This window comes from Pseudoalteromonas sp. CO109Y, from assembly GCF_004208935.1.
GTDB classification, from domain to species: Bacteria; Pseudomonadota; Gammaproteobacteria; order Enterobacterales; family Alteromonadaceae; genus Pseudoalteromonas; species Pseudoalteromonas shioyasakiensis.
On the sequence record NZ_SGPD01000024.1, the window covers coordinates 197,875 to 222,980 of the forward strand.

Sequence of the window (25,106 nt, forward strand, 5' to 3'; positions counted from 1 at the left end):
TAAACATGCAATTACATAATTTAAAAGATGAAACACAACAGGTGTCGTTTGTAGAAGCGGTAAAAACGGGGTTAGGGCGTAACCAAGGGGTGTTCTTCCCTGAAAGCCTAACGCCAATTCAAGACATTGATGCATTACTTGATTTAGACTTTGTTAGCCGAAGCAGTAAGATTTTATCGCACCTAATTGGCGATGAACTACCTGCCGATACCGTTGCACAGATGGTACAAAATGCATTTAACTTTGATGTGAAATTGGTTGAAGTAGAAAAAGATATTTATTGCTTAGAGCTATTTCATGGCCCAACGCTTGCGTTTAAAGACTTTGGCGGCCGTTTTATGGCTGAGTGTCTTGCACAATTTAACCAAGGCGAAAAAGTCACTATTTTAACAGCAACATCAGGTGACACAGGGGCTGCAGTTGCTCATGCATTTTATAATAAGCCAAATATCGATGTCGTGATTTTATACCCGAAAGGTAAAATTTCACTAGCGCAGCAAAAGCTATTTACAACGTTAGGCAATAACATTCATTGCTATGCTGTTGATGGTAGCTTTGATGATTGCCAAAGCATGGTAAAGCAAGCTTTCTTAGACGATGAAGTTAAACAAAAGCTAGGTCTAAATTCTGCTAATTCAATCAACATCAGTCGTTTAGTTGCTCAGGTTTGCTATTACTTTGAAGCCATTGCTCAATTACCTAAAGAGCAGCGTAGTAAAGCGCATATCTCAGTACCAAGTGGTAACTTTGGTAATGTGTGCGCTGCGATGATCGGTGCTGTGCTTGGTATGCCAGTAGCGAAACTAAGTGCTACAACTAACCAAAACGACACTGTGCCACGTTTCTTACAAAGCAAAGAGTGGGCACCGAATGACACGCTTGAATCGTTATCGAACGCTATGGATGTGAGTAAACCGAATAACTGGCCACGTGTTCAGTTTATGTTGGATAACAAATGGTTTAGCTATGATGACTTTTATTCAAGCTGTGTTGGTGAAGAAGAAACAAAAGAGGTGATGAAAAAAATTCATCAAACGGGTTACATCGCAGAGCCTCATACTGCAATTGCTTATCAAGGCTTGAAAGAAAATCTAGCAGATGGCAGTGCAGGTATCTTTTTAGCGACTGCACACCCAGCTAAATTTAAAGACAGTGTAGAAGAAATTTTAGACATCGAACTGCCTATGCCAAAACCGCTCGCTGATGCGCTAGCAAATGAGTGTTTGGCTGAAGATATTAAGTTTGATTATCAATTACTTCGAACTGAGCTGTTAAATAAATTAGCATAACCTTGATTATAGAGCGGCTAAGCCGCTCTTTTTTATGCTGTCTTTTAATAAAGCCCTCAATGAAGTAACGAATGGCTATGACGGTTTAAAATCCGCATGCTTAGAATGACCCCTGCCGAGATACACAGCAAAATACTGATCACCGAAACGAGTTCATTTTGCGTCCATTGCATCAAGGTGAATGCCGAAATAAAAATGATAAAAGGTTTAAATTCATAGTAATAGCGACGTTTTCTTTGCTTGACTCGCTGGCTTGAATGATCGGTTCTTCTGGCTTCAGAACGCATCCGCCAAATGTTAGCACCTAATAAAAATAAGATTACACCGATTAATGTAGGCACATAATTATTGGCTAATGTGATACAACTGATGCCGAGAAAAAAGTATCCGTAGGGGACTAATTCGTATATTGGTTTAGCTAACATGTACTTATACCATCCTTGATATTGACTAGTTATATAAGCTTAGTTTGCCCTAATAAAAACGCAATTTAACAGTGCGATTTTTTGTTTAAGTAACATTTTAAATATCTATGAAATATTTTAAATTTATAAATTTTTGTTATGTATCAATAAAAAAATATCATTATTAAAACACTGTGAAATAAATTCAATCCCTGTTTAAATATGTTCATCTTTACAAGATAGGCAAAAGTGCGTTTTAAGCGTACAATACAGCCTTCAAAAAACACCATACACGTTGCCTTAGGAGACCCCATGTTAGAACGTAGCATGAATATTTCGGATTTCGATCCAGAGTTATTTGCAGCCATCAATAAAGAGACGGCTCGTCAAGAAGAGCACATCGAACTGATCGCGTCTGAAAACTACTGTAGCCCACGCGTACTTGAAGCGCAGGGTTCTCAGCTTACCAACAAATATGCTGAAGGTTACCCAGGCAAACGTTACTATGGCGGTTGTGAGCATGTTGACGTTGTTGAGCAATTAGCAATTGACCGTGCAAACGAATTATTCGGCACAGATTACGCTAACGTTCAACCACATGCGGGTTCACAAGCAAACGCAGCTGTTTTCCAAGCTCTTCTTCAGCCGCACGATACAGTACTAGGTATGAGCTTAGCTCATGGTGGTCACTTAACTCACGGCTCACACGTTAACTTTTCTGGTAAAACGTACAATGCAATTCAATACGGCCTAAACGACGAAACAGGCGAAATTGATTACGCTCAAGTTGAAGCACTTGCATTAGAGCACAAGCCAAAAATGATCATCGCTGGTTTCTCTGCATACTCAGGCGTTGTTGACTGGGCTAAATTCCGTGAAATCGCTGATAAAGTAGGTGCATACTTATTCGTAGATATGGCTCACGTTGCTGGCCTTATCGCAGCAGGTGTATACCCAAGCCCAATCCCTCACGCACACGTTGTTACAACAACAACTCACAAAACATTAGCAGGTCCTCGTGGCGGTCTAATCGTTTCTGCATGTGGTGATGAAGAGATCTACAAAAAGCTAAACAGCGCTGTTTTCCCTGGCGGTCAAGGTGGTCCTTTATGCCACATCATCGCTGCTAAAGCAGTTGCTTTCAAAGAAGCATTACAGCCAGAATTTAAAGCGTACCAAGCACAAGTTGTTAAGAACGCACAAGCGATGGTTGAAGTACTGCAAGAGCGTGGCTACAAAGTTGTTTCTGGTAAAACAGACAACCACTTATTCCTTCTTGACCTAATCGATAAAGATATCACAGGTAAAGATGCTGACGCTGCACTAGGTAACGCAAACATCACTGTAAACAAAAACTCAGTACCAAACGACCCACGTTCACCGTTTGTAACGTCTGGTCTTCGTATTGGTTCTCCGGCTATTACTCGCCGTGGTTTCAAAGAAGCTGAGTCAAAAGAGCTTGCTGGCTGGATCTGTGACGTACTAGACAACATCAACGATGAGTCTGTACAAGCAGAAGTAAAAGAGAAAGTTAAAGCTATCTGTAAAAAATTACCAGTTTACGCTTAATTACGGGTTAAACCGTAATTAAGATAACAATAGCGTTGTTTTTTGCTATTATAAAGGCCGCTTACTAAGCGGCCTTTTTTTGTTTTTTATAAACGGAAGTTGAACCCTATGCATTGCCCTTTTTGCACCGCAAAAGATACTAAAGTAATTGATTCTCGACTAGTTGGCGGTGGTCACCAAGTGAGACGTCGACGTGAATGTAACGAATGCCATGAGCGCTTTACCACTTTTGAGGGCGCTGAGCTGGTGATGCCAAGAGTCATCAAGCAAGATGGTAGCCGCGAACCATTCAATGAAGACAAGTTACTGAATGGCTTGCATCGCGCTTTAGAGAAACGCCCAGTGAGCACTGAGCAGGTCGACGAAGTCGTTAACATCATTAAATCTCAACTTCGTGCTACGGGTGAGCGTGAAATCTCTAGTCATTTAATTGGCGAGTGCATCATGGAGTCACTAAAGAAACTCGACAAAGTAGCCTATGTGCGCTTTGCATCGGTTTATCGTTCATTTGAAGATATTCGCGAGTTTGGTGAAGAAATCGCTCGTTTAGGTGATTAATCATGTCGTTTACAGAGCTTGATACGGCTTACATGGCGCGTGCCATTGAGCTTGCTAAACAAGGTCGTTTTACTACGACGCCAAACCCGAATGTTGGCTGTGTTTTGGTTAAAGATGGCGAAATAGTCGGTGAAGGGTTTCATCAAATCGCAGGGCAGGGCCATGCTGAAGTGAATGCCTTGGCTGTAGCTGGCGACAACGCGAAAGGCGCCACTGCATATGTGACTTTAGAGCCTTGTAGTCATTATGGACGCACCCCGCCTTGTGCCGAAGGTTTAAAAGCCGCGGGTGTTAGCAAGGTCATTGCCGCTATGGTTGACCCAAACCCTGCGGTGAGTGGTCGCGGCCTACAAATTTTAGCTGACGCCGGTATTAGCGTTGCATCTGGTTTACTTGAGCAACAAGCGCGCGATTTAAATAAAGGTTTTTTAAAGCGTATGGAATCTGGATTGCCATATGTGACTTGTAAAATGGCATGTAGTTTAGATGGTAAAACCGCGCTAAATAACGGCCAAAGTAAATGGATAACAGGCCCTAAAGCGCGCCAAGATGTGCAAGCATTTCGTGCGCAAAGCTGTGCTATCCTAACCGGTGCAGACACCGTTATTACTGATAATGCCAAACTTAATGTCCGTGTTGATGAGTTGCCATTTACCATGCCAACCTCGTTGCCTTTGCGCCAACCAACCCGAATCATTATTGACTCACAAAACAGGTTAACGCCTGAGCTTACGTTATTCAGCATCGAGAGCCCGGTGATAATTTTTACCACTTCGCTTGATAATCACACCAAGTGGCCTCACTTTGTTAAACACGAAGTGGTGCCAGCAAATAACAATAAAGTTGATTTATCGGCGGTTTTAAAGCGTCTTGCTGAACTACAATTTAATCATATTTGGCTCGAAGCGGGTGCAACCCTTGCTGGGGTGTTCGCAGAGCAAGATTTAATTGACGAATACATTGTTTATATTGCCCCTAAGTTAATAGGTGATATGGGCAAAAGCTTACTAAACTTTGCAGAAGTCACCATGATGAGTGATATCACTGAACTGACCTTTACTGATACAGTGATGATTGGCGATGATATTCGCTTAACAGCGATAAAAGCAAAGCAAGCCACAGACATTGAAAATAAAGAGTAGCACTATGTTTACTGGAATTATTGAAGCAACAGGTAAAATTGTTGAACTAACACAAAAGCAAGGTGATCTAGCTATTCGTATTCAAAGCCCTAATTTGGATATGAAAGACGTCAAGCTCGGTGACAGTATTGCCACCAATGGTGTGTGTTTAACGGTTGTCGCTAAACATAGCGATGGTTTTAGTGCTGACTTATCAAACGAAACAATCAGCTTAACTGGGTTTGCACATTATAAAAAAGGTCAAACAGTTAACCTCGAAAAAGCCATGCAACCGGTTTCTCGCTTAGGTGGGCACTTAGTGTCAGGCCATGTTGATGGTATTGCGACTGTCGAAAGTATTAGTCCCAATGCTCGTGCAACCGAGTACTGGTTAAGCACAGACAATGATTTAATGAAGTACATTCCGTACAAAGGTTCGGTGTGTATTGATGGCATTAGCTTAACCGTCAACGAGGTTGAGCAAAATCGCTTTAAGCTGACAATTGTTCCGCATACTGCAGAGCAAACAACGATTGCAGAATTTCAGGTGGGGACTCAGGTGAACTTAGAAGTTGACCAGATTGCTCGCTATTTAGAGCGCCTAATTAAAGGGGCTGAACAACCTTCCCGTTCAGACATATCAATGAGCTTGCTAGCACAAGCTGGCTTTATTAAATAAGCAAAGATACGTCACTATTAATCATACTCTCATGGGCACATTATGAATTTACACAGCGCGCAAGAAATTATCGATGACATTAAAGCCGGTAAAATGGTTATTTTAATGGACGATGAAGACCGAGAAAATGAAGGCGATTTAATCATCGCAGCAGAGCACATTAGTGCTGATGCTATCAACTTTATGGCAACACATGGCCGTGGTTTAATTTGTTTAACAATGACACAAGAGCGTTGTCAGCAGTTAGAATTACCACTTATGGTGAAAAATAACGGTGCTGCTTTTTCAACTAACTTCACAATGTCAATTGAAGCGGCGAAAGGTGTAACTACAGGTATTTCAGCGGCCGACCGCGCACGTACTGTTCAAGCCGCAATCGCTAAAGGTGCCGTGCCGAGCGATATCGTTCAGCCAGGACATATTTTCCCTATTATGGCGCAGCCTGGTGGCGTGTTAACACGTGCAGGTCATACTGAAGCAGGTTGTGATTTAGCGCGTTTAGCGGGTCTTGAGGCGTCATCTGTGATTGTTGAAATCTTAAACCCAGATGGCACCATGGCGCGTCGCCCAGATCTTGAAGTATTTGCTAAAGAGCATGACTTAAAGATTGGCACCATTGCTGATTTAATCGAATACCGAAACCTAAACGAAACCACCATTGAGCGCGTTGCTAAATGTAAACTGCCAACAGATCACGGTGAGTTTGATTTAGTGACCTACAAAGACACCATTGATGGTCAGCTTCACTATGTTTTACAAAAAGGTGAAGTATCGAAAGACGAGCCAACGTTAGTACGTGTTCACTTACAAAGTACCTTTAACGATATCCTATTATCAGATAGAAGTGCTGATCGTAGCTGGGGCTTATCAGATGCTATGGCTTATATCGCTGAGCACAACGGTGTGCTGGTTATCTTGGGTAAACAAGAGTCAACAGAAGACCTAGAAGCCACCGTTAAAGCCTTTGCCGCTGAAGATGCTGGCGAAAATGTGAGTCATCGTAAGTTCCAAGGTACATCGCGTACTGTGGGTGTGGGCTCGCAGATTTTGGCTGATTTAGGTATTGAAAAGATGCGCTTAATGAGCCGTCCTAAGAAGTACCATGCGTTATCTGGTTTCCACTTAGAAGTGGTTGACTACGTTGAGCCCCAGTCTTAATTAGGGAAAACAGATTTACTAGGCTACTTTTATATTTTTGTGGTATTATGCGCCGTAATTTTTGCGCAATCGCAACCGCTTAAACTTATTTTTTAGGGTTATTAAATGAAAATTATTGAAGGTAACAAATACGCACCGGGCAAAAAATTTGCCATTGTCATTTCTCGCTTTAATGACTTTATTGGTAGCAGCCTATTAGCAGGTGCTGTTGATGAGCTTAAGCGCACAGGTGGCGTATCTGAAGACGACATTACAGTTGTTTACGTACCAGGTGCCGTTGAATTACCTTTAGCAGCGAAACGCGTTGCAGCAAAGAAAGAACACGATGCAATCATCGCTTTAGGCGTAGTGATCAGAGGTGGTACACCACACTTTGATTTAGTCGCTGGCGAATCAAACAAAGGTCTTGCGCAAGTATCTCTTGAGTATGATATCCCGGTTGCATTTGGCGTATTAACCACTGAAAGCATTGAGCAAGCAATTGAGCGCGCAGGTACCAAAATGGGTAACAAAGGCGGCGAAGCTGCTTTAGGTGCGCTTGAAATGGTTAATGTGTTAGACAAAATTTAAGTTTAAGGAATCTCTGTGAAACCAGCAGCAAGACGTAAAGCACGTATCTTAGCACTTCAAGCCGTATACTCTTGGCAGTTAAGCGGTAACCCAATTGCTGATATTGAACAGCAAATGTTAATTGAAAATGATGTGACTAAGATCGACGTCGAATATTTCAAAGACCTAGCACGCGGTGTTGTTGTTAACTGTAAGCAATTAGATGAAATCGTTGCACCACATTTAGCACGCCCAGCTGATGAGTTAGACATGGTCGAAAAAGCAATTTTACGTCTGTCTGGCTATGAGCTGAAATTCCGTGAAGACGTACCTTACAAAGTGGCAATCAATGAAGGCATTGAGCTTGCTAAGATGTTTGGTGCTGAAGACAGCCATAAGTTTGTCAACGGTGTACTTGATAAAGCAGTGAAAGAACTGCGTAAGTAAGTAACCCCGTAAAGGAGAGCCGGCTTGGGCCGGCTTTTTTGTGTATGAAGGAATTTGAACTAATCAATCGTTACTTTAAGGGGCGTGGCATTATTCGCCGTGATGTGAACCTAGGTATTGGTGACGATTGTGCCTTAGTAACTGTGCCTGAAAACTGTCAATTGGCGGTAACAACAGACACCTTAGTTGCGGGCGTACACTTTTTTGATGACATCTCTGCGCGTGCCCTTGGGCATCGAGCTTTAGCTGTTAACTTAAGTGATCTTGCGGCAATGGGCGCTGAACCTACGTGGATTTCGGTAGGCCTTACGTTGCCTGAAGCAAATAAAGAGTGGCTTGAAGAGTTCACTGAAGGCATGCATGAGATTGCAGAGTACTTCAATGTGCAAATTATTGGTGGTGATACCACTCAAGGCCCTTTAACCATTACGATTTGCGCTAAAGGCATCGTGCCTGAAGGCAAAGCACTGCGCCGTAGCGGTGCTAAAGTTGGCGATTGGATTTATGTAACAGGTCCATTAGGAGATGCTGGTGTAGCCATTGAAGCCCGTAAACAAGGCCTCGATATCGCCCCTGAACACTTAAGCTATTTAAATAATCGTTTTGATTATCCGACTCCACGTGTTGCAGCTGGTCAGGTTCTGCGAGGCGCTGCCTCTGCAGCAATTGATATTTCCGATGGATTATTAGCAGACTTAGGCCATATTTTAGCGCTATCGCAAGTTAGTGCGGTGATCAATGTTGATAAAGTGCCTGTTTCTGATGCATTAAATTCGTCGATTCCACGTGCAGAGCAATTTGACTACATTTTAAATTATGGTGACGACTACGAGTTGCTGTTTACTGTGCCAGAAAGCAATAAAAGCATGGTTGATATGAAACTGCGCCAATATGGTGTTGAAGCAAGTTGTGTAGGTCAAATTAAAAGTGGCGAAGGTGAGATTGAGCTATTACTTGATGGTGAGCAATTTAATTATCAAGGTAAGGGCTTTCAGCACTTTACGAAGGAGCCGGTTTGAGCAGTAACCGATTATTCAATTTAAAACGCCCACACCAATTTTTTGGTTTGGGTTTTGGCTTAGGCCTTGCCCCTAAAGCACCTGGCACCTTTGGTACCTTTGCTGCCTTGCCATTTATTTTTACTACTATGTACTTTCCGCTGTGGTTACAGATTGTGTTTGCAGTCGTGATCAGTGTATTTGGTATTTGGGCATGTGGTAAAACAGCAGATGACTTAGGGGTACATGATCATCCAGCCATTGTTTGGGATGAAGTTGCTGGTTATTATATCACCATGATTGGTGCTGCACTGAGTTGGCAGTCACTGTTGGTTGGTTTTTTATTGTTCCGCTTTTTTGATATCGCTAAACCAGGTCCTATCAGAATCCTAGATAGACGTTTACACGGTGGCTTGGGCATCATGGCTGATGATATTTTAGCAGGTATATTTTCATTAATTTGTGTTCAAGCCTTGTTTAAAGCAGGCTATTTGCCTTTTTAAACGATGAGTTAAGTGTTACTTGGTGGCAAGTATATGATGCGATTTCTAGTTGTCTGTTTGTTGATGCTTTGCAGCACGCCTGCGTTTGCATCTATTACTGACTATGTCGTCAAACAGTGGAACATCCAAAATGGCTTGCCATCGCAATCTTTAAAAAGCATTGCTCAAGATGAGCAAGGTTATATGTGGTTGGGCACTCAGTTTGGCTTAAGTCGCTTTGATGGTAACACCTTCACTAACTTCAATACGCAAAACAGCGATTTCCTACCAAGTAATGGTATTAATAAGCTCTTAGTTGATAGTACTGGGTTACTTTGGGTTGGTACCAAAAATGGCTTGGTAACACTTGATCCTAAAACCATGATGTCGCAAACCTTTAATGTTAAAGGTCCGGTTCGCGATATTCTTGAAGACTCCAAAGGCAGTATTTGGATTGCAGCGAATGGCCTTTATTACGTTGCTCGAAATCAAGTCACGCTTAATCAAAACTCCGCACTAATCGTGCCGGTATCTAATGCCACTGCTATTACGCAAATTGTGGGTTCAGTGAGTCAAATGGCATTGTCGCCAGAAGGTATTTGGCTGGTTAATGAGCGTCACTTATTGCGTTTAACCAATACCTCTTCTGACTTTGCAAAGTTACGATTAGAGCTGACTGCCAAAGTTTCATTACCTGAGCGTTTAGCACAAACCATTATTCATGACATGGCTTGGCTAGAAGGGAATTTATACCTTGCCTCCGAGCTGGGTGCTTACTTTCTTGACTTGGATGACGAGCTGCGTCCATTCCCACTGCCAAATGCCAGTAATTCTGCCGTTTATAAGTTTATGAGCGACTCAGATGGGGCGCTTTGGATCTCGACCTATGGCCGATTGTTATTTCGTGATAACTCAGGAGATTGGCAATGGGTTGAGCCAAGCCAGCTCGATCAAAGCATTTGGTTTGCCGATATTTTCCGTGACAATCAAAATAACATTTGGCTGGCAAGCTTCAGTGAAGGCTTATGGCTTGCTCACGAAGGGCGTATTGAACGTCACTCAGCTATCTCAAATATGACCGAAGCGGTGATGGCAATTAGCCAAGCACCTGATGGCAAATTATGGGTGGCTAACCGCAGCGGTGTTGGTTACTTCGATTACAACAAGAATTTTGTAAATCAAATTCCGAGTAACCAGTTTGGTCGAGCAGCAGTGCACGACTTACAGTTTGACGGTGACCGTTTGTACATCGCAACAGGCCGCGGTGTGTTTTATTACGAAAACCAAAACTTGTATACGGTGCCGGGGCGAGCACTGCGCGATAACCCTGTATTCGCAATTAGTCGTTCTAGCAAAGGCGGTTTTTGGCTCGGTACAGGCCGTGGTATGTACCGCTTAAGCTACGGTGGTTTAACACCCTTTGCATACAATGCATTCTTAAGCAGTAAATTTATTACCTATGTTCTGGATGAGCAAAACTTTGGTTTAATTGGCACCAGTAAAGGGGCTTATTACTTTACCGACCGTGGTATTGAAAAAATTGGCGACCAAACCAGCTTAGAAAGTGCCTACGTTACCAGTATTTTGAATATCGAAGGGGTGGGGATATTAATTGGCTCACTTAACGATGGTTTATTTTATCGCAGTACCAAAGGTCAGTGGCGTCAGTTAGATGCGACAGATGGTCTGCCGTATGGCTCTATTTTTAGTCTTGTTTACGATAAGCAATTAAAACGTATCTGGGTTAGTACCATGAAAGGTGTATACCGCATGCCAGTCGAGCAGTTTGGTACTGATATCGAGAGCTTAAAAGTAGAACAAGTGATCTCATCGTTCGACCGTCAACTTGATGGTAAAGCAAGTCAGTGTTGTGCTGGCCTTGGCCATGACGCTGTAGCAGATACCGGTAACTCTATTTGGTACCCAAGCCTACAAGGTGTGGTAGAAATACCAAAGAGCGTTGAGCTTTTTGGTGTTCAAGCTCTTAAGCCTCGCATTGAAAGCTTGATCACGCCGCTTCGTCACTTAAGTACCGCAACTTTAGGTAATAAACCAGAGCTGCAAATTGATGAACGCGATGTAACGTTAAAATACACCGCGATTGATTATTATGCTCCTTCAAGTATTGAGTTCCGTTACCGTTTAAGTGGCTTAGACAGTGACTGGCGTTATGCCAATACTCGTCGTGAGGCAATCTATACCAACTTACCGCCGGGTTCGTTTTTATTCCAACTTGAAGCAAAACGCCGTGGTGAAGATTGGCAAAAAGCACGTCGTACTGAGTACAGCTTTGTAGTGCCGCGCCGTTTTGATGAGACTATTTATTTTAGACTCTTGATCACCAGTAGCTTTATTTTACTGTTCTACCTTGTATTTTGGGTATTTAGAGCGCAAGAGAAACGTAAGCAATTAGCCCTTGAAAGCTTAGTAACAGAACGTACCGTAGAGCTTCGAGAAGCTAACGATAAGCTTAACCAAGTAAATTCACAGCTTAAGCTAGTAAGTCACTCAGATGAGCTTACAGGTCTACGTAGCCGACGCTTCTTGTTTGATCAGCTCCCTAAAGATATCGAACACTTCCAGCGTAACTCGCAGTCATTGCAAGCGCAGGGTAAGTCGCTCGTTCTATTGATAATTAACTTTGATAACTTCAGTCGCATTAATGATGCATATGGCCCGCTCGCCGGCGATAGCTGCTTACAGCAAATGGCGACTTTATTGAATAGTCGTACTCAAGGTTCTGACTATGTTGCACGCTGGAGTGGCGATGAGTTTTTACTCTTACTACGTGATTTCAAACGCACAGCAATAGACAATTATGTGGCCGATTTATGTGAAGCAATTGCAGCAAACCCATTTAGATTACCGAATGGAGAATCGACCACTATTACTGCGTCGGTTGGCTGGTCTTTCTACCCATTACCTTTATTGGGTGGTCAAGTTATTGGTTGGGAAACCTCAGTTAACCTTGCCGATATTGCCCTGCACCAAGTGAAAAAGCGCGGTGGTGATGGTGTAGCAAACATAACCTTTGACGAGCAATTAGATGCCTTTGAGTTCGAGCAGAGCCACAATGTTGATCAACAGCTTAGTGCACTGCAAGCTAATGGTTTAGCCGATATTAAAATTTGGATGCGATAGGAGCGCCATACCGTGTTTCTGATAGGGCGCATCCTTAGCTATATTTTTATGGCTTTTAACCCTATTTATCGGTAGCTGTATAAGTATTCTGCTACCATTTCTGCGTTAGCAGGAACTGCAGTCTCAAAGCCATAGTAGCTGCCATATTTTGGACGAAGTGCATCCGTTGCTCGTTTTGCTATTTCACCGTACCAAGTTGGTAACATGATGGTGTGTGCATTTATCTTTGCGACATCAACCCCGTATCCAAAAGGTACTTCACCCATAGCTTTAGCAACCTCTTTTTTCAAATCAGCAATAAATTTTAGATGAAAAGCAAAGTCATCATGTGAGCCTATATTGCCATGTCCACCATTGAAAAAATCCCATTTTAATGCGTCTGCTGTTTTTAAGTTTTGCTCTAGATATGTGAAGCGCTCTGAGCCTGCAAAATTCCAAAAAGGAGGTTGATCTGCATTCAGTAAATCAGGGGCATGGAGTACACGTTCATTCACTAAAAGCCAAGCTGAGTGATCATCAGTATGTGCGGCATGTTCGAAGCCATGAAGTTGAACTTCTAAGTCTTCGAACTTAAAAGTATCGTTTGGCCAGTTAAGTACTTTTGTTGGTTTCTTTATGTTACTTCCCAGTAATTCCATTTTCTTATTTGTTGCTTTTGATGCAATAATTTCAGGTTGTTCTTTTTGAGACTTTTTAAGTAACTTTAATAAATCATCTGCTCCTGAAATATGATCAGCATGGTCATGAGAATAGACAATTGCTGTTATAGGTTTATCGGTAATTGATCGAATAGATTTTAAAATTGGCTCTGCTCTTTGCTCTAATGGATCGAACAAAAGCACACCTTTATCACCGATATAAAAAATCGTGCCGTAGAACCCTGATTGATACCAATAAGTATTCTCTGTGATGCGCTGAAGGATATAAGGTGTTGTCATATTTAAGTTAAATAAATTTGCGACCTTTTCACCTGGAGCAAGAACTTTACTACTAGATTGTGGTACATAGTGAGCACCAACGGTTGAAGGAGCTTCAGCAACAGAACTCACTGCTGCTAAACTTGTAGATAATAAACTGAATAGAAATACTGATTTAGTAAAGCTATTTTTTATAGACATAATAGTCTCCGTTTGTTTTTAGTGTCCTTATTTTGTGCGATTGTATAGAGCGTTAATCTGTTGATAAACTGCATATTAGTTAATTAACTATTGCGCAACTTGAGATAATGGATCGAATAACAGCTGCAAAAGTGTTTATTGAAATAACTGAGCAGGGTAGCTTTACAAAGGCTGCAGCTAAACTAAATATGTCAACAGCAATGGTAAGTCGCTACTTATCTGAATTAGAGCAATGGTTCGGTACACGATTAATGCATCGAACTACCCGCGTGATAAGTTTGACGGAAGCTGGAACTGCAACTTTACCAGCGTGTCGTAAGATGCTTATGGCTGTTGCTGAAGCAAAGAATTTAGTCATCGAACAAACGAAAAAAGCCAAAGGTGTTCTTAGGGTTGCGACCTCTGGCTCATTTGCGGACGCATACCTTGTTTCTGCCTTAGTTGAGTTTCAAAAGCTACATCCGGAAATAGAAATTAGTTTATCTGTTGGCCATACAATATCTAATCTAGTAGAGGATAGGATTGATTTAGCAGTAAGAGTTACTAATACACTCGATCCAACGATGATTGCTGTTCCTTTAACGTTATGTAATTCAGTTTTGTGTGCCGCGCCTGAATACCTTGAAAAATATGGAACGCCTACTTCTTTAGAGGAATTAAGTGAACATAGATGTGTTGCTCATTTTTCTGGCTCGCGCAAAAACTATCGCTTCATTAAAGGTGAAGATATTATAGAAGTGCCAGTAAAAAGGTGCTTTGAAAGTAACGAAACTAATGTAATAACACGGGCTGTTTTGAGTGGGGCTGGAGTAGGAATGTTGCCTACATTTTATGTAGGAAAGCATCTCAAATCAGGCAAGCTTGTTAGGATATTACCCCAATTCCAGCCAGAACCCCTCGGTATTTATGCAATTTACTTGAGCCGTCATCACCAACCCTTGTCTTTAAGGTTACTTGTTGAATTTCTTAAATTGCAGTTTAAAGATGCAGCAGCACCTTGGGATCACGAGTTAGGAGTTATTCCCAGTGGGGTAGAGAACAAAAAGGAGCCTTAAGGCTCCTTTATAGTGAATGCTGTTTGGCTTAAGCCATGAACTCTTTGATGCTAGTTAAGATACCACTTGCATCTAGGCCCATTTCGGCGTGCATTTCATCTTGCGTACCATGCTTTATGAACTCATCTGGAATACCTAAGTTTAAGATAGTCACATCGGCTTTGATTGCGGCTAAGTATTCATTCACAGCAGAACCTGCACCGCCAGCAATGGCGTTGTCTTCTAGGGTAACAATGACATCATGGCTGCCGAGTAATTCACTGATAGCATCAGTATCAAGAGGCTTAATAAAGCGCATATCAATGACTGTTGCGTTAAGCTCTTCTGCAGCTACTTTGGCGTTCTCTAACAGCGTACCAAACGACAAGATGGCCACTTTATTACCTTGTTTGATACTACGCGCTTTACCGATTTCAATCGCGCTCATAGTCGATTCAACCTCACACGTGCCGGCACTACCACGTGGGTAACGAACAGCAACAGGTTGATTGCATTGGTAGCCAGTGTAAAGCATTTGGCGGCACTCGTTAGTGTCGCTAGGCGCCATGATGATCATATTAGGAATACAGCGCATAAAGCTTAAGTCATAGGCACCTTGGTGAGTTTCACCATCAGCACCAACAATACCAGCACGGTCAATAGCAAATAAAACAGGTAAGTTTTGTAATGCTACATCGTGGATAAGTTGGTCGTACGCACGTTGTAAAAAGCTTGAATAAATAGCAACAACAGGCTTCAACCCTTCACAAGCAAGGCCAGCTGCAAGCGTTACAGCATGTTGCTCAGCAATTGCTACATCAAAGTATTGCGCTGGGTACTCTTTAGAAAAACGTACCATGCCTGAGCCTTCACGCATCGCAGGGGTAATTGCCATTAGCTTGTCGTCTTGAGCTGCCATATCGCATAACCAGTCACCAAACACATTTGAGAATGTGGCAGCGCCAGGTTTAGATTTTGGTAATTTTGACATGCTAGGATCAAATTTTGGTACGCCGTGGTAACCAATTGGATCCGCTTCGGCAGGTTTATAACCTTTACCTTTTTGCGTTTTAATATGTAGTAATTGCGGGCCTTTAAGGTTACGCATATTACGTAAGGTATCTACCATCATATTAACGTCATGACCATCAATTGGGCCGATGTAATTAAGGCCTAACTCTTCAAAGAAAGTACCTGGAATGACCATACCTTTTAAGTGTTCTTCCATGCGGCTGGCAAGTTCTTTCACTGGCGGTAAACCAGAAAGTAGTTTTTTACTGCCTTCACGAATATTGGTGTAGAAGCTACCAGACAAGATACGGGCAAAGTGATTGTTTAGTGCACCTACGTTTTCTGAAATCGACATTTCATTATCGTTTAAGATAATTAACACGTTAGGGTTAACATCACCCATGTGGTTCATCGCTTCAAATGCCATACCAGCAGTGATCGCACCATCGCCAATAACAGCAACAGTTTTACGATCTTTACCTTCTTTTTCGGCAGCAATGGCCATACCCAAGGCAGCTGAAATAGAGGTGCTCGAATGGCCAACACTAAATGTATCGTAAGGGCTTTCTTCACGGAATGGGAAAGGGTGCAAACCGTCTTTTTGACGAATAGTATGCATTTGGTCACGACGACCCGTTAAGATTTTGTGCGGGTATGCTTGATGACCCACATCCCATACTAAACGATCTTCAGGAGTGTTATAAACATAATGCAGCGCAACGGTTAGTTCAACAGTGCCTAAACCTGATGCTAGATGACCACTACTTTGCGAAACTGAATTAAGTAGGTATTCGCGTAACTCTTTACTAAACGCAGGTAACTTGTCTTGCGCTAAATCACGCAGTTGTGCTGGTTCGTCAACCAAACTTAATAATGGATACTTGCTACTATCAAGTGTCATGATTTTTTATACATCCTTCGCTAACCAGAGTGCATTATAGCCCATTGCTGCTCTGATTTTTTAGTTATTTTGTCTTTCTTTTTTAGGCATTAATAATTACGTTCAACGATATAGCTAGCAAGGCTCGCCAGTTCGCTGGTGTCATAATCAATTGCCTCAAGAGCTTGATGAGCTTGAGCTAGTAAATCTTGCGCTTTTTGCTTTGCACCAGCCATACCTAATAAAGCAGGGTAAGTTGCTTTATTAGCCGCAATATCTGAGCCTTGTGGCTTACCTAATGTTTCAGTATCAGCTTCTACATCAAGGATATCGTCTTGTACCTGAAAAGCTAGCCCTATTGCTTGGCCAAATAGGTTTAATTGTGCGAGAGTATGTTCATCACAGCTTTTTGCACTCAATGCACCGAGTGTAATAGCACAATTAAGCAAGGCGCCTGTTTTTAGCTGATGAATGCGCTCTAACTGCGCAACGGTAATTTCTTTATCGGTCGCTTCAATATCCAGTGCTTGCCCACCTACCATACCTTCAATACCTGAGGCTTTGCTTAATGAGGCAATCATTTTTACTTGCTGGCTCGCAGGAACGGCAAATTGATGGTTGGCAATTAAATCAAATGCCAGCGTTTGTAATGCATCGCCCGCGAGTATGGCTTGCGCTTCGCCATAAACAATATGACAAGTAGGGCGGCCACGTCTTAAGTCATCATCATCCATGGCTGGTAAGTCATCATGGACTAAAGAGTAGCTATGAATACACTCAATAGCGGCAGCAAGAATATCAAGATCGGTCTTGTCTGCGCCCATCATTCGACCCGTTGCGTATACAAGATAAGGACGTAAGCGCTTACCACCATTTAAAACACCGTAATGGGTGGCTTCTTTGATGGTTTTTTCGGTATTAAGTGGTAGTTCGAAATAGCGATTTAAATGTGCCTCAACGTCTTCACGAGCGCGTTGTAGTTGTTCTTTTAATTGCACTTAATTAGTCCAAGTTTGAATCAAAATTGCTAAGAGGAGCTTGGCTATCGTTACCCATTAAAATGGCAACCTTTTGTTCGGCTTGTTGTAACTTACCAGACGAAGCATTCGCCAGTGCAATGCCGCGTTCAAATTGTTTTAGCGATTGTTCTAGTGACAATTCACCTTGCTCCATTTGTGCAACAATTTGAGATAATTCATCCAGCGCTTCTTCAAAGCTTAAGTTTTCTGGTTTCTTTGTTGCCATTGTGGCCTCGATAGCTGTTAGAAAGTGAGGCCAATTTTAGGGGGAATGCTAAACTAGGTCAAAGAATGATGTGTTTTTTTACGCATAATCCATTTTCAATATGCTATTTTTACGGTTTTAGATACAGCTTAAACTTGTAGCTTAAAAAACTTACATTAAAATAAAATTAATTCATTTAATGATTTAAGTATTTCAACTGCTTGCCGATAAGCAGTTAATAATAAAAATTTGATACCTGAGGGTGTCGTGTAATTGTTCCTCTGGAGGGGTATGTGGATTTAGCAACCATAATAGGTATTCTTGGTGCCATAGGCTTAATTGCTATGTCGATGGTGTTAAGTAGTGACGGCCAAGTTGCAATGTTTTACAACACGCCTTCGGTGGTCATCGTATTTGGTGGTTCGATTTTTATCGTATTATCGAATTTCACTATGGGGCAATTTTTGGGCATAGGTAAAGTCGCTGCAAAAGCCTTTATGTTCAAAATCGAATCTCCAGAAGAATTAATTGAAAAAGCAGTAGAATTAGCTGACTCAGCACGTAAAGGTGGTTTCTTAGCATTAGAAGAAGCCGAAATCCCCAACGGTTTTATGCGCAAAGGGGTCGATATGTTAGTGGATGGTCATGATGCTGATGTTGTTCGTGCCACACTACAAAAAGATATTTCTCTTACAGCTAACCGTCACGAACTTGGGGCTGGATTATTCAAATCACTTGCGGATATCGCTCCTGCGATGGGGATGATCGGTACGCTAATCGGTCTGGTTGCTATGTTATCAAACATGGATGACCCAAAAGCAATCGGCCCTGCAATGGCGGTTGCGCTTTTAACAACTCTCTATGGTGCGTTCTTAGCAAACGTTGTTGCTATTCCAATTCAGGTAAAATTAGAGCTACGTAAAGACGAGGAAGCACTTAATCAACGCTTAATTCTCGACGCGGTACTGGGTATTCAAGATGGTCAAAACCCGAAAGTAATTGAAGGTATCTTGAAAAACTACTTAGCCGAATCAAAACGTAAAGTTGATACCGAGGAGTAGGGTATGTCAGATCAAGAGTGCAAATGTCCACCTCCAGGTTTACCCGCCTGGATGGGAACCTTCGCAGATTTAATGTCATTATTAATGTGCTTCTTTGTACTCTTGCTTGCCTTCTCAGAAATGGACGTACTGAAGTTTAAGCAAATTGCCGGCTCCATGAAGTTTGCTTTCGGTGTACAAAATAAAATTGAAGTAAAAGATATTCCAAAAGGAACCTCGGTCATTGCCATGGAGTTCACTCCGGGTAAACCTGAACCCACTCCTATTGAAACGATTCAACAACAAACCGTAGAAATGACGCAACAAATGCTTGAGTTTCAGGCTGGCGACGAAAGCTCTGCCGGTGGTCGTCAAGAACAGCGCGGTAATAAACGTGGTGGTGAATCGCAAAGTACGGCTCAGCAACAAGCGTTGGAGCAGTCAATTTCAGCAGCTGATCAAGAACAAACAAATGAACTTGTGAAGAAAATTGCCCAGCAATTAGAACAGCAAATTATGGATGGTGCAATTGAGCTTGAGTCATTAGGCCAGCAAATTATTATTCGTATTCGTGAGAATGGCTCATTTCCATCAGGTAGTGCTTTTTTACAGCCAAAATTTAAACCTATTATCCGTGATATTGCTACGCTGTTAAAAGATGTGCCGGGTGAAATAACCGTGTCAGGTCACACTGATGACTTCCAAGTATCGAATGAGCTATATACTAATAATTGGGATTTATCATCAAAACGTGCGGTGGCAGTTGCCAGTGAAATGGAAAAAGCGCCAGGTTTTGATAAATCTCGGATGATGGTGGTAGGTCACGCAGAAACAAGGCCCCTTGTACCGAATGTGACCGATGAAGATCGCAAGCGTAATCGCCGTGTTGAAATCTCTATTATGCAAGGTAAAGCACACGAGTCTGACCCTATTGATGTAAGGCAATAAATCAATTAAAGTGAAACTTCATTAACACATGTAATGGAGTATAAAAATGAAAAAAGTTGATAAATATAGCTATATGCCAGGCAATGGTGATGGCGGTGATGACGATAAAACTGATTAAGGCACTGCATTTTGCCTGATTGGTTTGTAGAAATTAGAGTTATATTAAGCAATAGCTGGGTGTTCATTTTGAGCCCGGCTATTATTATTTTTTACCTTCGTAAAGATTGGCCCGCTTTTTATTTCTCTATCATTACTGCTGCTTTTTTCCTTTATGGAACTCTTATTTATTCTGCTTTAAGAGAATTTGATGATATCTATATCTGGCGCTATGTAGTCTGGGCTTTTAATGATATTGCTTGGATGGCAATCATTGCTTACTTAGGTATTAAAGATAAAGTCTACTTATGGCAAAGTGTTTTAGGGCAGTTGGTTGTGATAATGGCGCCCATTTTACAGTTGTTCCGTTTAGTTGACCGCCACCTTTGGGATTTGTCTTACAGCACCTACATGTACAAGACCCTGCTACCGCTAATCAATATTGGTACTGTGGTCGTATGTTACCTACCGCTTATCTACCTCTTTACTCGACGAAGCCAGCAAACATAAGGCGTTTCTTCGTTAAAAATCCTGTGCTAGACTACTGTTTATAAAAACAGTATTTAGTGTTGCGTTATGAAACTTTACATTGCCGAAAAACCATCCTTGGCGCGAGCCATTGCAGATGCTCTGCCAAAACCACAAAAAAAGCATGATGGCTATATAGAGCTAGGTAATGGTGATTGTGTCTCTTGGTGTATTGGTCATTTGCTTGAACAAGCAGAACCCGATGACTACGATGCAAGTTTTAAAAAGTGGCGGTTTGAGCATTTACCTATCGTGCCTGAGCAATGGCAATTAAAACCTAAATCAAAAACGCGTAAACAACTTACTGTATTAAAAAAGCTAATCAAGCAGGCAAATATAATTGTTCATGCCGGCGATCCTGATCGCGAAGGCCAGCTATTGGTTGATGAAGTGATCGAACAGGTTAAACTTAGCCAAGCCAAAAAACAGCAAATTCAACGACTCTTGATCAGCGACTTAAACTTAAGTGCAGTTAAAAAAGCGCTGAATAATTTAAAGTCGAATCGCGATTTTATTCCATTGAGTGTATCTGCTTTAGCTCGCTCACGTGCCGATTGGCTATTTGGCATGAATTTAACTCGCGCTTATACGCTTGCTGGGCAAAAAGCTGGGTTTGGCAATGTGTTATCTGTTGGGCGTGTTCAAACGCCTATTTTAGGTTTAGTCGTTAATCGTGATAATGAAATCGCTAATTTTGTAGCAAAACCTTTTTATGAAGTATTAGCTCATCTTGAAACTCAGCAGCAAGTATTTTCTGCAAAGTGGCAGCCAAGTAAAGCATGTGAACCTTATCAAGATGAAGAAGGGCGGGTATTACATAGAGGGCTTGCTGAAAATGTAGTGTCACGCATAACTAATCAACCGGCTAAAATAGTTGAGCTTGAGCAAAAGCAAAAAAAGCAACAAGCGCCGTTACCTTATAACTTATCTGCTTTGCAAATTGATGCGGCAAAAGCGTTTTCTATGCCTGCACAAAAAGTGCTAGATACCTGTCAAAGCTTGTATGAGCGCCATAAATTAATTACGTATCCTCGTTCAGATAACCGCTATTTACCAAAAGAGCATCATAAAGATGCAGCGAGTATTATTGCCGCCATCACTAATAATGAAGGTCAAGCAAGTGAAGCTTGCAAGCAAGCTGATACCAGTAAGCGGAGTAAATGTTTTAATGACAGCAAAGTGGCAGCTCACCATGCTATTGTTCCTACCGAAAAACAACTTCGCTCAGCATCATTAAATAGTGATGAACAAAAAATCTATCGCTTGATCTGTCGTCATTATTTAATTCAGTTTTATCCAGACTATATTTTTAATGAGACCAAAGTAACGGTTGAAATTGCGGGTGGGCTTTTTAAAGCAGCTGCTAAGCAAGATGTTAGCTTAGGCTTTAAAACATTAATGGGTAAAACAGAGTTAAAAGATGAGCAAACCTTACCTGCACTTGAAAAAGGTCAGCCGCTTCATTGCACTCAAGGTGAAGTGGTAGACAAAATGACGACACCGCCAGCGCATTTTACTGATGCTACCTTATTGAGTGCTATGACAGGCATCAGTCGCTATGTAAAAGACCCAGAAATTAAAAAGATCCTCAAAGAAACCGACGGCTTAGGCACTGAGGCTACACGGGCTGGTATTCTTGAGCTTTTATTTAAACGCCGCTTTTTAGAGCGTCAGGGTAAAAACATTCTAGCTACCGCAACAGGCAAAGCTCTTATAAGTACATTACCAGAGCAGCTTGCTAGCCCTGACTTAACAGCTAAGTGGGAAGCATCGTTAGGGAATATAGCTGAGCAACACATGAGTTATCAGCAATTTTTAACGCCATTGTTGGCAGAGTTACATGCTTTAGTTGAGCAAGCTAAGCAGTGCGACAGCCAAGTCTTTGCTCAGTTACCAAAAACGTCGCAAAAGCGACGTTTTAAAAGAAAAGCTAAGCCCAGAGCTAAGTCAGCCTAAACTATTTTTTGTTGAATAGGGCAACCGCAGCATTACTCATCGCTGTAATCCCAGTAGGAAGCGCCTTTTTGTAATCAGGTGCAAACTTACTAGAGTGTAATGAAGGTAATGTTGCGCCAGATTGCATTGCTGCATCATATTGACTCGGTTCAACACCGCCTAACCAAAACAAAGTAATTGGCACGTGCTGTTCTGTACGACCGTATAGGCCAAAGTCTTCACCAGCCATTACAGCTTCAGTTTCAAGTACATTGTCTTCACCAATAGCATTAGCAATTGCTGAACGCACTAGGTTGGTTTGAGCTGGATTGTTATAAGTCGAAGGAATTGACTCATCTTCATGCACATATACTTCAGGTGCTAAGCTTTCATCAAGTCCTGCACTTAATGCAATACCTTTAGAAATTCGTTTAATCGCTGCGATTTGTTGTAAGCGAACTTCAGGGTTATAACTACGCAATGTAAGTTGTAGTTTTACTTCATCAGAAATCACATTGTGTTTAGAGCCACCATGAATTGAGCCAATGGTGATCACTGACGGTTCAAGTGGTGACAATTCGCGACTAGTAATAGTTTGCAGTGCCAACACAATACGTGAAGCAATCACAACAGGGTCGATTGTTGTATGTGGATAGGCACCGTGACCGCCTTTACCCTTTACAGTAATATCAACAGAGTCAACACTTGCCATCGTATATTCAGTTTTCATGCTAACTTTACCAGCAGGAACACTCGCACTTACATGTAAACCAATAACATGGTCTGGAGTAGGGTACTTAGTAAAAAGCCCTTCTTTAAGCATTGCTTTTGCACCACCGCCTACTTCCTCTGCTGGTTGTGCGACCATCATTAGCGTACCTTGCCACTGATCTTTATGTGTCATTAACTGTTGTGCTGTGCCAATAAATGAACTCATGTGAATATCATGACCACAACCATGCATTACGCCAACGGTTGAACCAGCATCATTTGTTACAGTCACTTTAGAGGCGTAAGGTTTTCCTGTTTGCTCAACAATTGGTAATCCATCAGTATCTGTGCGGATCATTACTGTAGGGCCATCACCGTTTTCATAAATACCAACAACGCCATAACCACCTACATTATCTGTAACAGTAAAGCCCAGTTGTTTTAATTGCTTTGCTAGCTTTTGACCAGTTTCTTTTTCGTGGTAAGACAGCTCGGGAGATTGATGTAAATCTAAATAAAGCTTTTCAATCTCAGGCATAGTTTTTTTGAGATTTAAATCGAGCGTTGTTGCTTGTGCGAATGGACTAAGAAGTAATAAAGCTGCAGAAATAGCAGATAATTTCATAATGACCTCGACCCGTGGGGCTTGTAATTGTTATGTTTGCCACTATATAAAAACCTAAATACTTATATAGTGCAATCGATCAAATGAATAATATGATAAAACTTACCCAGCAAAATTTGCAGCAAGCACTGGGTGAAACGTCCGCTGAAAAGCTAGTGCTACTTACTTTTTACTCTGCGCAAAACCCAGAATGTCATCAGCAAGCTGCAATTTTAGAGAAAATAGCAAATGAGTATGGTGAGCATTTATTAGTAGCGACATTAGATTGTGATGTTGAGCAAGCCCTTGCAGGGCAACTTGCGCAGCAAATTGGTTTACAAGCATTACCTACGCTTGTGATGTTAAAAGATTCAGCGCCTGTTGATATGTTACCGGGTGCTCAAACAGAGCAGCAAATTCGCGATGCGCTAGCCAAACATTTACCAGCTCAACACGAGTTATTCCTAGAGCAAGCTAAGCAAGCGTTAATAAATCAAGATTTAAATAATGCTTTTAACTATGCAAAGCAGGCTTATAAGCTTGATCCAAACCATACACGTATAAAGTTAGTTTTAGCTGATATCTGTATTCAAATTCATAAATTAGAAGATGCACAAGCATTATTAGATTCGGTTGCAGAAAACGAACGTGATGCGTATTTCACAAATATTCAAGCAAAGTGTGAACAAGCATTAGCTGCAACAGATTCACCTGAAATAAAAGCACTGCAGGATAAAGTTGAAAAATACCCAAATGATTTAGAGATAAAAGTAGAACTAAGTAATGCTCTTAATAGTGCGGGTCGTAAAGAAGAAGCTTTAGAGATGTTATTTAATGTACTTAAAAAAGATCTTAACTACGCAGATGCAAAACCAACCTATCTAGAAATTATCGCTTCTTTACCTGATGGCGATGCCTTGGCATCTAAGTATCGTCGTAAGTTATATAGTATCTTGTACTAATTAAGAGTTGATTGATAAAAGCGCCACTAAAAATAGTGGCGCTTTTTTTATTTAAAAACTTGCGTATTACCTATTTTCGATAATACTTAAGATCCTCTCGAGAAAAGTTGACTGTATTTTGTACAGTAAACTGTGTTTTTTACTGCCTTTAGCTTGTTTTTTGCGCGAAAGGTAAGTTTTTAGTAGTTTTCTACAAAAAGTGCTTGCGTTAATTCTTCGCATCCCTATAATGCGCATCCACTGACACGGCGGGCAGCAATGAAAAGCGCTGAACAAAGTGACAGAGAGTTAAGTAAAACTTCGGTTTAAAACGGTCTAAAAAGAAAGTTTAAAATTAAGTGTTGACTCGAAAAATTAAGGGTGTATTATACGCATCCCTAGCGACAACGTCGCAACGTTCTTTAACAATATAAAGCAATCATCTGTGTGGGCACTCGTACAGATTGAGTTCTAACAGCAGATTCTAGTTCGCTAGATGACGCAAACAAATTTAGAGTCTCAAATGTAACTGAGTGAATTCATAGTCAATTCGATATCGAAAGGTATCAAAATTCAGAATTCATTGAGCATGTCCTTCGGGACAGAAAAAACTTTTAATTGAAGAGTTTGATCATGGCTCA

23 protein-coding genes are annotated in these 25,106 nt (G+C 41.5%); 17 read left to right on the forward strand and 6 right to left on the reverse strand.

Annotation, left to right across the window (positions count from 1 at the left end; genetic code table 11):
- Positions 1–5: 5 nt before the first annotated feature.
- Positions 6–1,289: a threonine synthase gene (gene thrC / locus EXT43_RS09580; RefSeq protein ID WP_062566081.1), complete on the forward strand. Its 1,284-nt coding sequence runs from the start codon at positions 6–8 to the stop codon at positions 1,287–1,289.
- A gap of 56 nt (positions 1,290–1,345) precedes the next feature.
- Here the strand turns inward: thrC and EXT43_RS09585 are convergent, their stop codons facing one another.
- Positions 1,346–1,714, reverse strand: a complete 369-nt coding sequence (locus tag EXT43_RS09585) for a hypothetical protein (RefSeq protein ID WP_130166844.1) — start codon at positions 1,712–1,714, stop codon at positions 1,346–1,348.
- A 291-nt stretch (positions 1,715–2,005) separates the two neighbouring features.
- Here EXT43_RS09585 and glyA point away from each other — a divergent pair, with 291 nt between their 5' ends.
- From glyA to EXT43_RS09635, 10 genes are all read left to right on the forward strand, one after another.
- The gene (glyA, locus tag EXT43_RS09590; RefSeq protein ID WP_054562665.1) at positions 2,006–3,262 is read left to right on the forward strand and encodes a serine hydroxymethyltransferase; all 1,257 of its coding nucleotides are present in this window, start codon (positions 2,006–2,008) and stop codon (positions 3,260–3,262) included.
- A gap of 108 nt (positions 3,263–3,370) precedes the next feature.
- Complete coding sequence (gene nrdR, locus EXT43_RS09595) at positions 3,371–3,820, forward strand: transcriptional regulator NrdR (RefSeq protein ID WP_054552576.1); 450 nt, start codon at positions 3,371–3,373, stop codon at positions 3,818–3,820.
- A gap of 2 nt (positions 3,821–3,822) precedes the next feature.
- On the forward strand, positions 3,823–4,962 hold the full coding sequence (gene ribD / locus EXT43_RS09600; RefSeq protein ID WP_062566080.1) for a bifunctional diaminohydroxyphosphoribosylaminopyrimidine deaminase/5-amino-6-(5-phosphoribosylamino)uracil reductase RibD: 1,140 nt from the start codon (positions 3,823–3,825) through the stop codon (positions 4,960–4,962).
- A gap of 4 nt (positions 4,963–4,966) precedes the next feature.
- Positions 4,967–5,620 carry a riboflavin synthase gene (locus EXT43_RS09605; RefSeq protein ID WP_054562663.1) on the forward strand — a complete coding sequence of 218 codons (654 nt, stop codon included), beginning with the start codon at positions 4,967–4,969 and terminating at the stop codon, positions 5,618–5,620.
- A gap of 42 nt (positions 5,621–5,662) precedes the next feature.
- On the forward strand, positions 5,663–6,778 hold the full coding sequence (ribBA, locus tag EXT43_RS09610) for a bifunctional 3,4-dihydroxy-2-butanone-4-phosphate synthase/GTP cyclohydrolase II (RefSeq protein WP_062566079.1): 1,116 nt from the start codon (positions 5,663–5,665) through the stop codon (positions 6,776–6,778).
- 105 nt (positions 6,779–6,883) lie between these two features.
- The gene (gene ribE, locus EXT43_RS09615) at positions 6,884–7,348 is read left to right on the forward strand and encodes a 6,7-dimethyl-8-ribityllumazine synthase (protein WP_054562661.1); all 465 of its coding nucleotides are present in this window, start codon (positions 6,884–6,886) and stop codon (positions 7,346–7,348) included.
- 15 nt (positions 7,349–7,363) lie between these two features.
- Positions 7,364–7,774 (forward strand): transcription antitermination factor NusB, encoded by a 411-nt coding sequence (nusB, locus tag EXT43_RS09620; RefSeq protein WP_054552571.1) that lies wholly within the window; start codon positions 7,364–7,366, stop codon positions 7,772–7,774.
- Positions 7,775–7,818: 44 nt separating this feature from the next.
- A complete protein-coding gene (gene thiL, locus EXT43_RS09625) occupies positions 7,819–8,793 on the forward strand; it encodes a thiamine-phosphate kinase (protein WP_130166845.1) in 975 nt (324 codons plus the stop codon).
- The gene (locus tag EXT43_RS09630) at positions 8,790–9,275 is read left to right on the forward strand and encodes a phosphatidylglycerophosphatase A (RefSeq protein WP_062566077.1); all 486 of its coding nucleotides are present in this window, start codon (positions 8,790–8,792) and stop codon (positions 9,273–9,275) included. The genes thiL and EXT43_RS09630 overlap by 4 nt, the downstream gene beginning before the upstream one ends.
- A gap of 33 nt (positions 9,276–9,308) precedes the next feature.
- On the forward strand, positions 9,309–12,395 hold the full coding sequence (locus EXT43_RS09635; RefSeq protein WP_063529835.1) for a ligand-binding sensor domain-containing diguanylate cyclase: 3,087 nt from the start codon (positions 9,309–9,311) through the stop codon (positions 12,393–12,395).
- A gap of 65 nt (positions 12,396–12,460) precedes the next feature.
- On the opposite strand, the gene EXT43_RS09640 is transcribed toward EXT43_RS09635, so the two are convergent.
- Entirely contained in the window at positions 12,461–13,513 is a 1,053-nt protein-coding gene (locus tag EXT43_RS09640) for an MBL fold metallo-hydrolase (protein ID WP_130166846.1), read from the reverse strand.
- A 107-nt stretch (positions 13,514–13,620) separates the two neighbouring features.
- On the opposite strand from EXT43_RS09640, the gene EXT43_RS09645 reads away from it, so the two are divergent.
- Positions 13,621–14,568, forward strand: coding sequence for a LysR family transcriptional regulator (locus EXT43_RS09645; protein WP_130166847.1), 948 nt, complete (start codon positions 13,621–13,623; stop codon positions 14,566–14,568).
- Positions 14,569–14,596: 28 nt separating this feature from the next.
- On the opposite strand, the gene dxs is transcribed toward EXT43_RS09645, so the two are convergent.
- The 3 genes from dxs to xseB all read right to left on the reverse strand — a co-directional run bounded on the left by dxs (position 14,597) and on the right by xseB (position 17,683).
- Complete coding sequence (gene dxs / locus EXT43_RS09650; RefSeq protein ID WP_062566076.1) at positions 14,597–16,459, reverse strand: 1-deoxy-D-xylulose-5-phosphate synthase; 1,863 nt, start codon at positions 16,457–16,459, stop codon at positions 14,597–14,599.
- Between the two features lie 89 nt (positions 16,460–16,548).
- A complete protein-coding gene (ispA, locus tag EXT43_RS09655) occupies positions 16,549–17,436 on the reverse strand; it encodes a (2E,6E)-farnesyl diphosphate synthase (protein WP_055021990.1) in 888 nt (295 codons plus the stop codon).
- Between the two features lie 4 nt (positions 17,437–17,440).
- Positions 17,441–17,683: an exodeoxyribonuclease VII small subunit gene (gene xseB / locus EXT43_RS09660; RefSeq protein ID WP_054552565.1), complete on the reverse strand. Its 243-nt coding sequence runs from the start codon at positions 17,681–17,683 to the stop codon at positions 17,441–17,443.
- A 272-nt stretch (positions 17,684–17,955) separates the two neighbouring features.
- Here xseB and pomA point away from each other — a divergent pair, with 272 nt between their 5' ends.
- The 4 genes from pomA to EXT43_RS09680 all read left to right on the forward strand — a co-directional run bounded on the left by pomA (position 17,956) and on the right by EXT43_RS09680 (position 22,230).
- A complete protein-coding gene (gene pomA, locus EXT43_RS09665; protein WP_054552564.1) occupies positions 17,956–18,723 on the forward strand; it encodes a flagellar motor protein PomA in 768 nt (255 codons plus the stop codon).
- 3 nt (positions 18,724–18,726) lie between these two features.
- The gene (locus EXT43_RS09670; RefSeq protein WP_054562656.1) at positions 18,727–19,650 is read left to right on the forward strand and encodes a flagellar motor protein MotB; all 924 of its coding nucleotides are present in this window, start codon (positions 18,727–18,729) and stop codon (positions 19,648–19,650) included.
- A 129-nt stretch (positions 19,651–19,779) separates the two neighbouring features.
- Positions 19,780–20,256 (forward strand): hypothetical protein, encoded by a 477-nt coding sequence (locus tag EXT43_RS09675; RefSeq protein ID WP_130166848.1) that lies wholly within the window; start codon positions 19,780–19,782, stop codon positions 20,254–20,256.
- Between the two features lie 66 nt (positions 20,257–20,322).
- Positions 20,323–22,230: a DNA topoisomerase III gene (locus EXT43_RS09680; RefSeq protein WP_130166849.1), complete on the forward strand. Its 1,908-nt coding sequence runs from the start codon at positions 20,323–20,325 to the stop codon at positions 22,228–22,230.
- A 1-nt stretch (position 22,231) separates the two neighbouring features.
- On the opposite strand, the gene EXT43_RS09685 is transcribed toward EXT43_RS09680, so the two are convergent.
- Positions 22,232–23,545: an amidohydrolase gene (locus EXT43_RS09685; RefSeq protein ID WP_130166850.1), complete on the reverse strand. Its 1,314-nt coding sequence runs from the start codon at positions 23,543–23,545 to the stop codon at positions 22,232–22,234.
- A gap of 83 nt (positions 23,546–23,628) precedes the next feature.
- Here EXT43_RS09685 and EXT43_RS09690 point away from each other — a divergent pair, with 83 nt between their 5' ends.
- Complete coding sequence (locus EXT43_RS09690; protein WP_130166851.1) at positions 23,629–24,486, forward strand: tetratricopeptide repeat protein; 858 nt, start codon at positions 23,629–23,631, stop codon at positions 24,484–24,486.
- Positions 24,487–25,106: the final 620 nt, after the last annotated feature.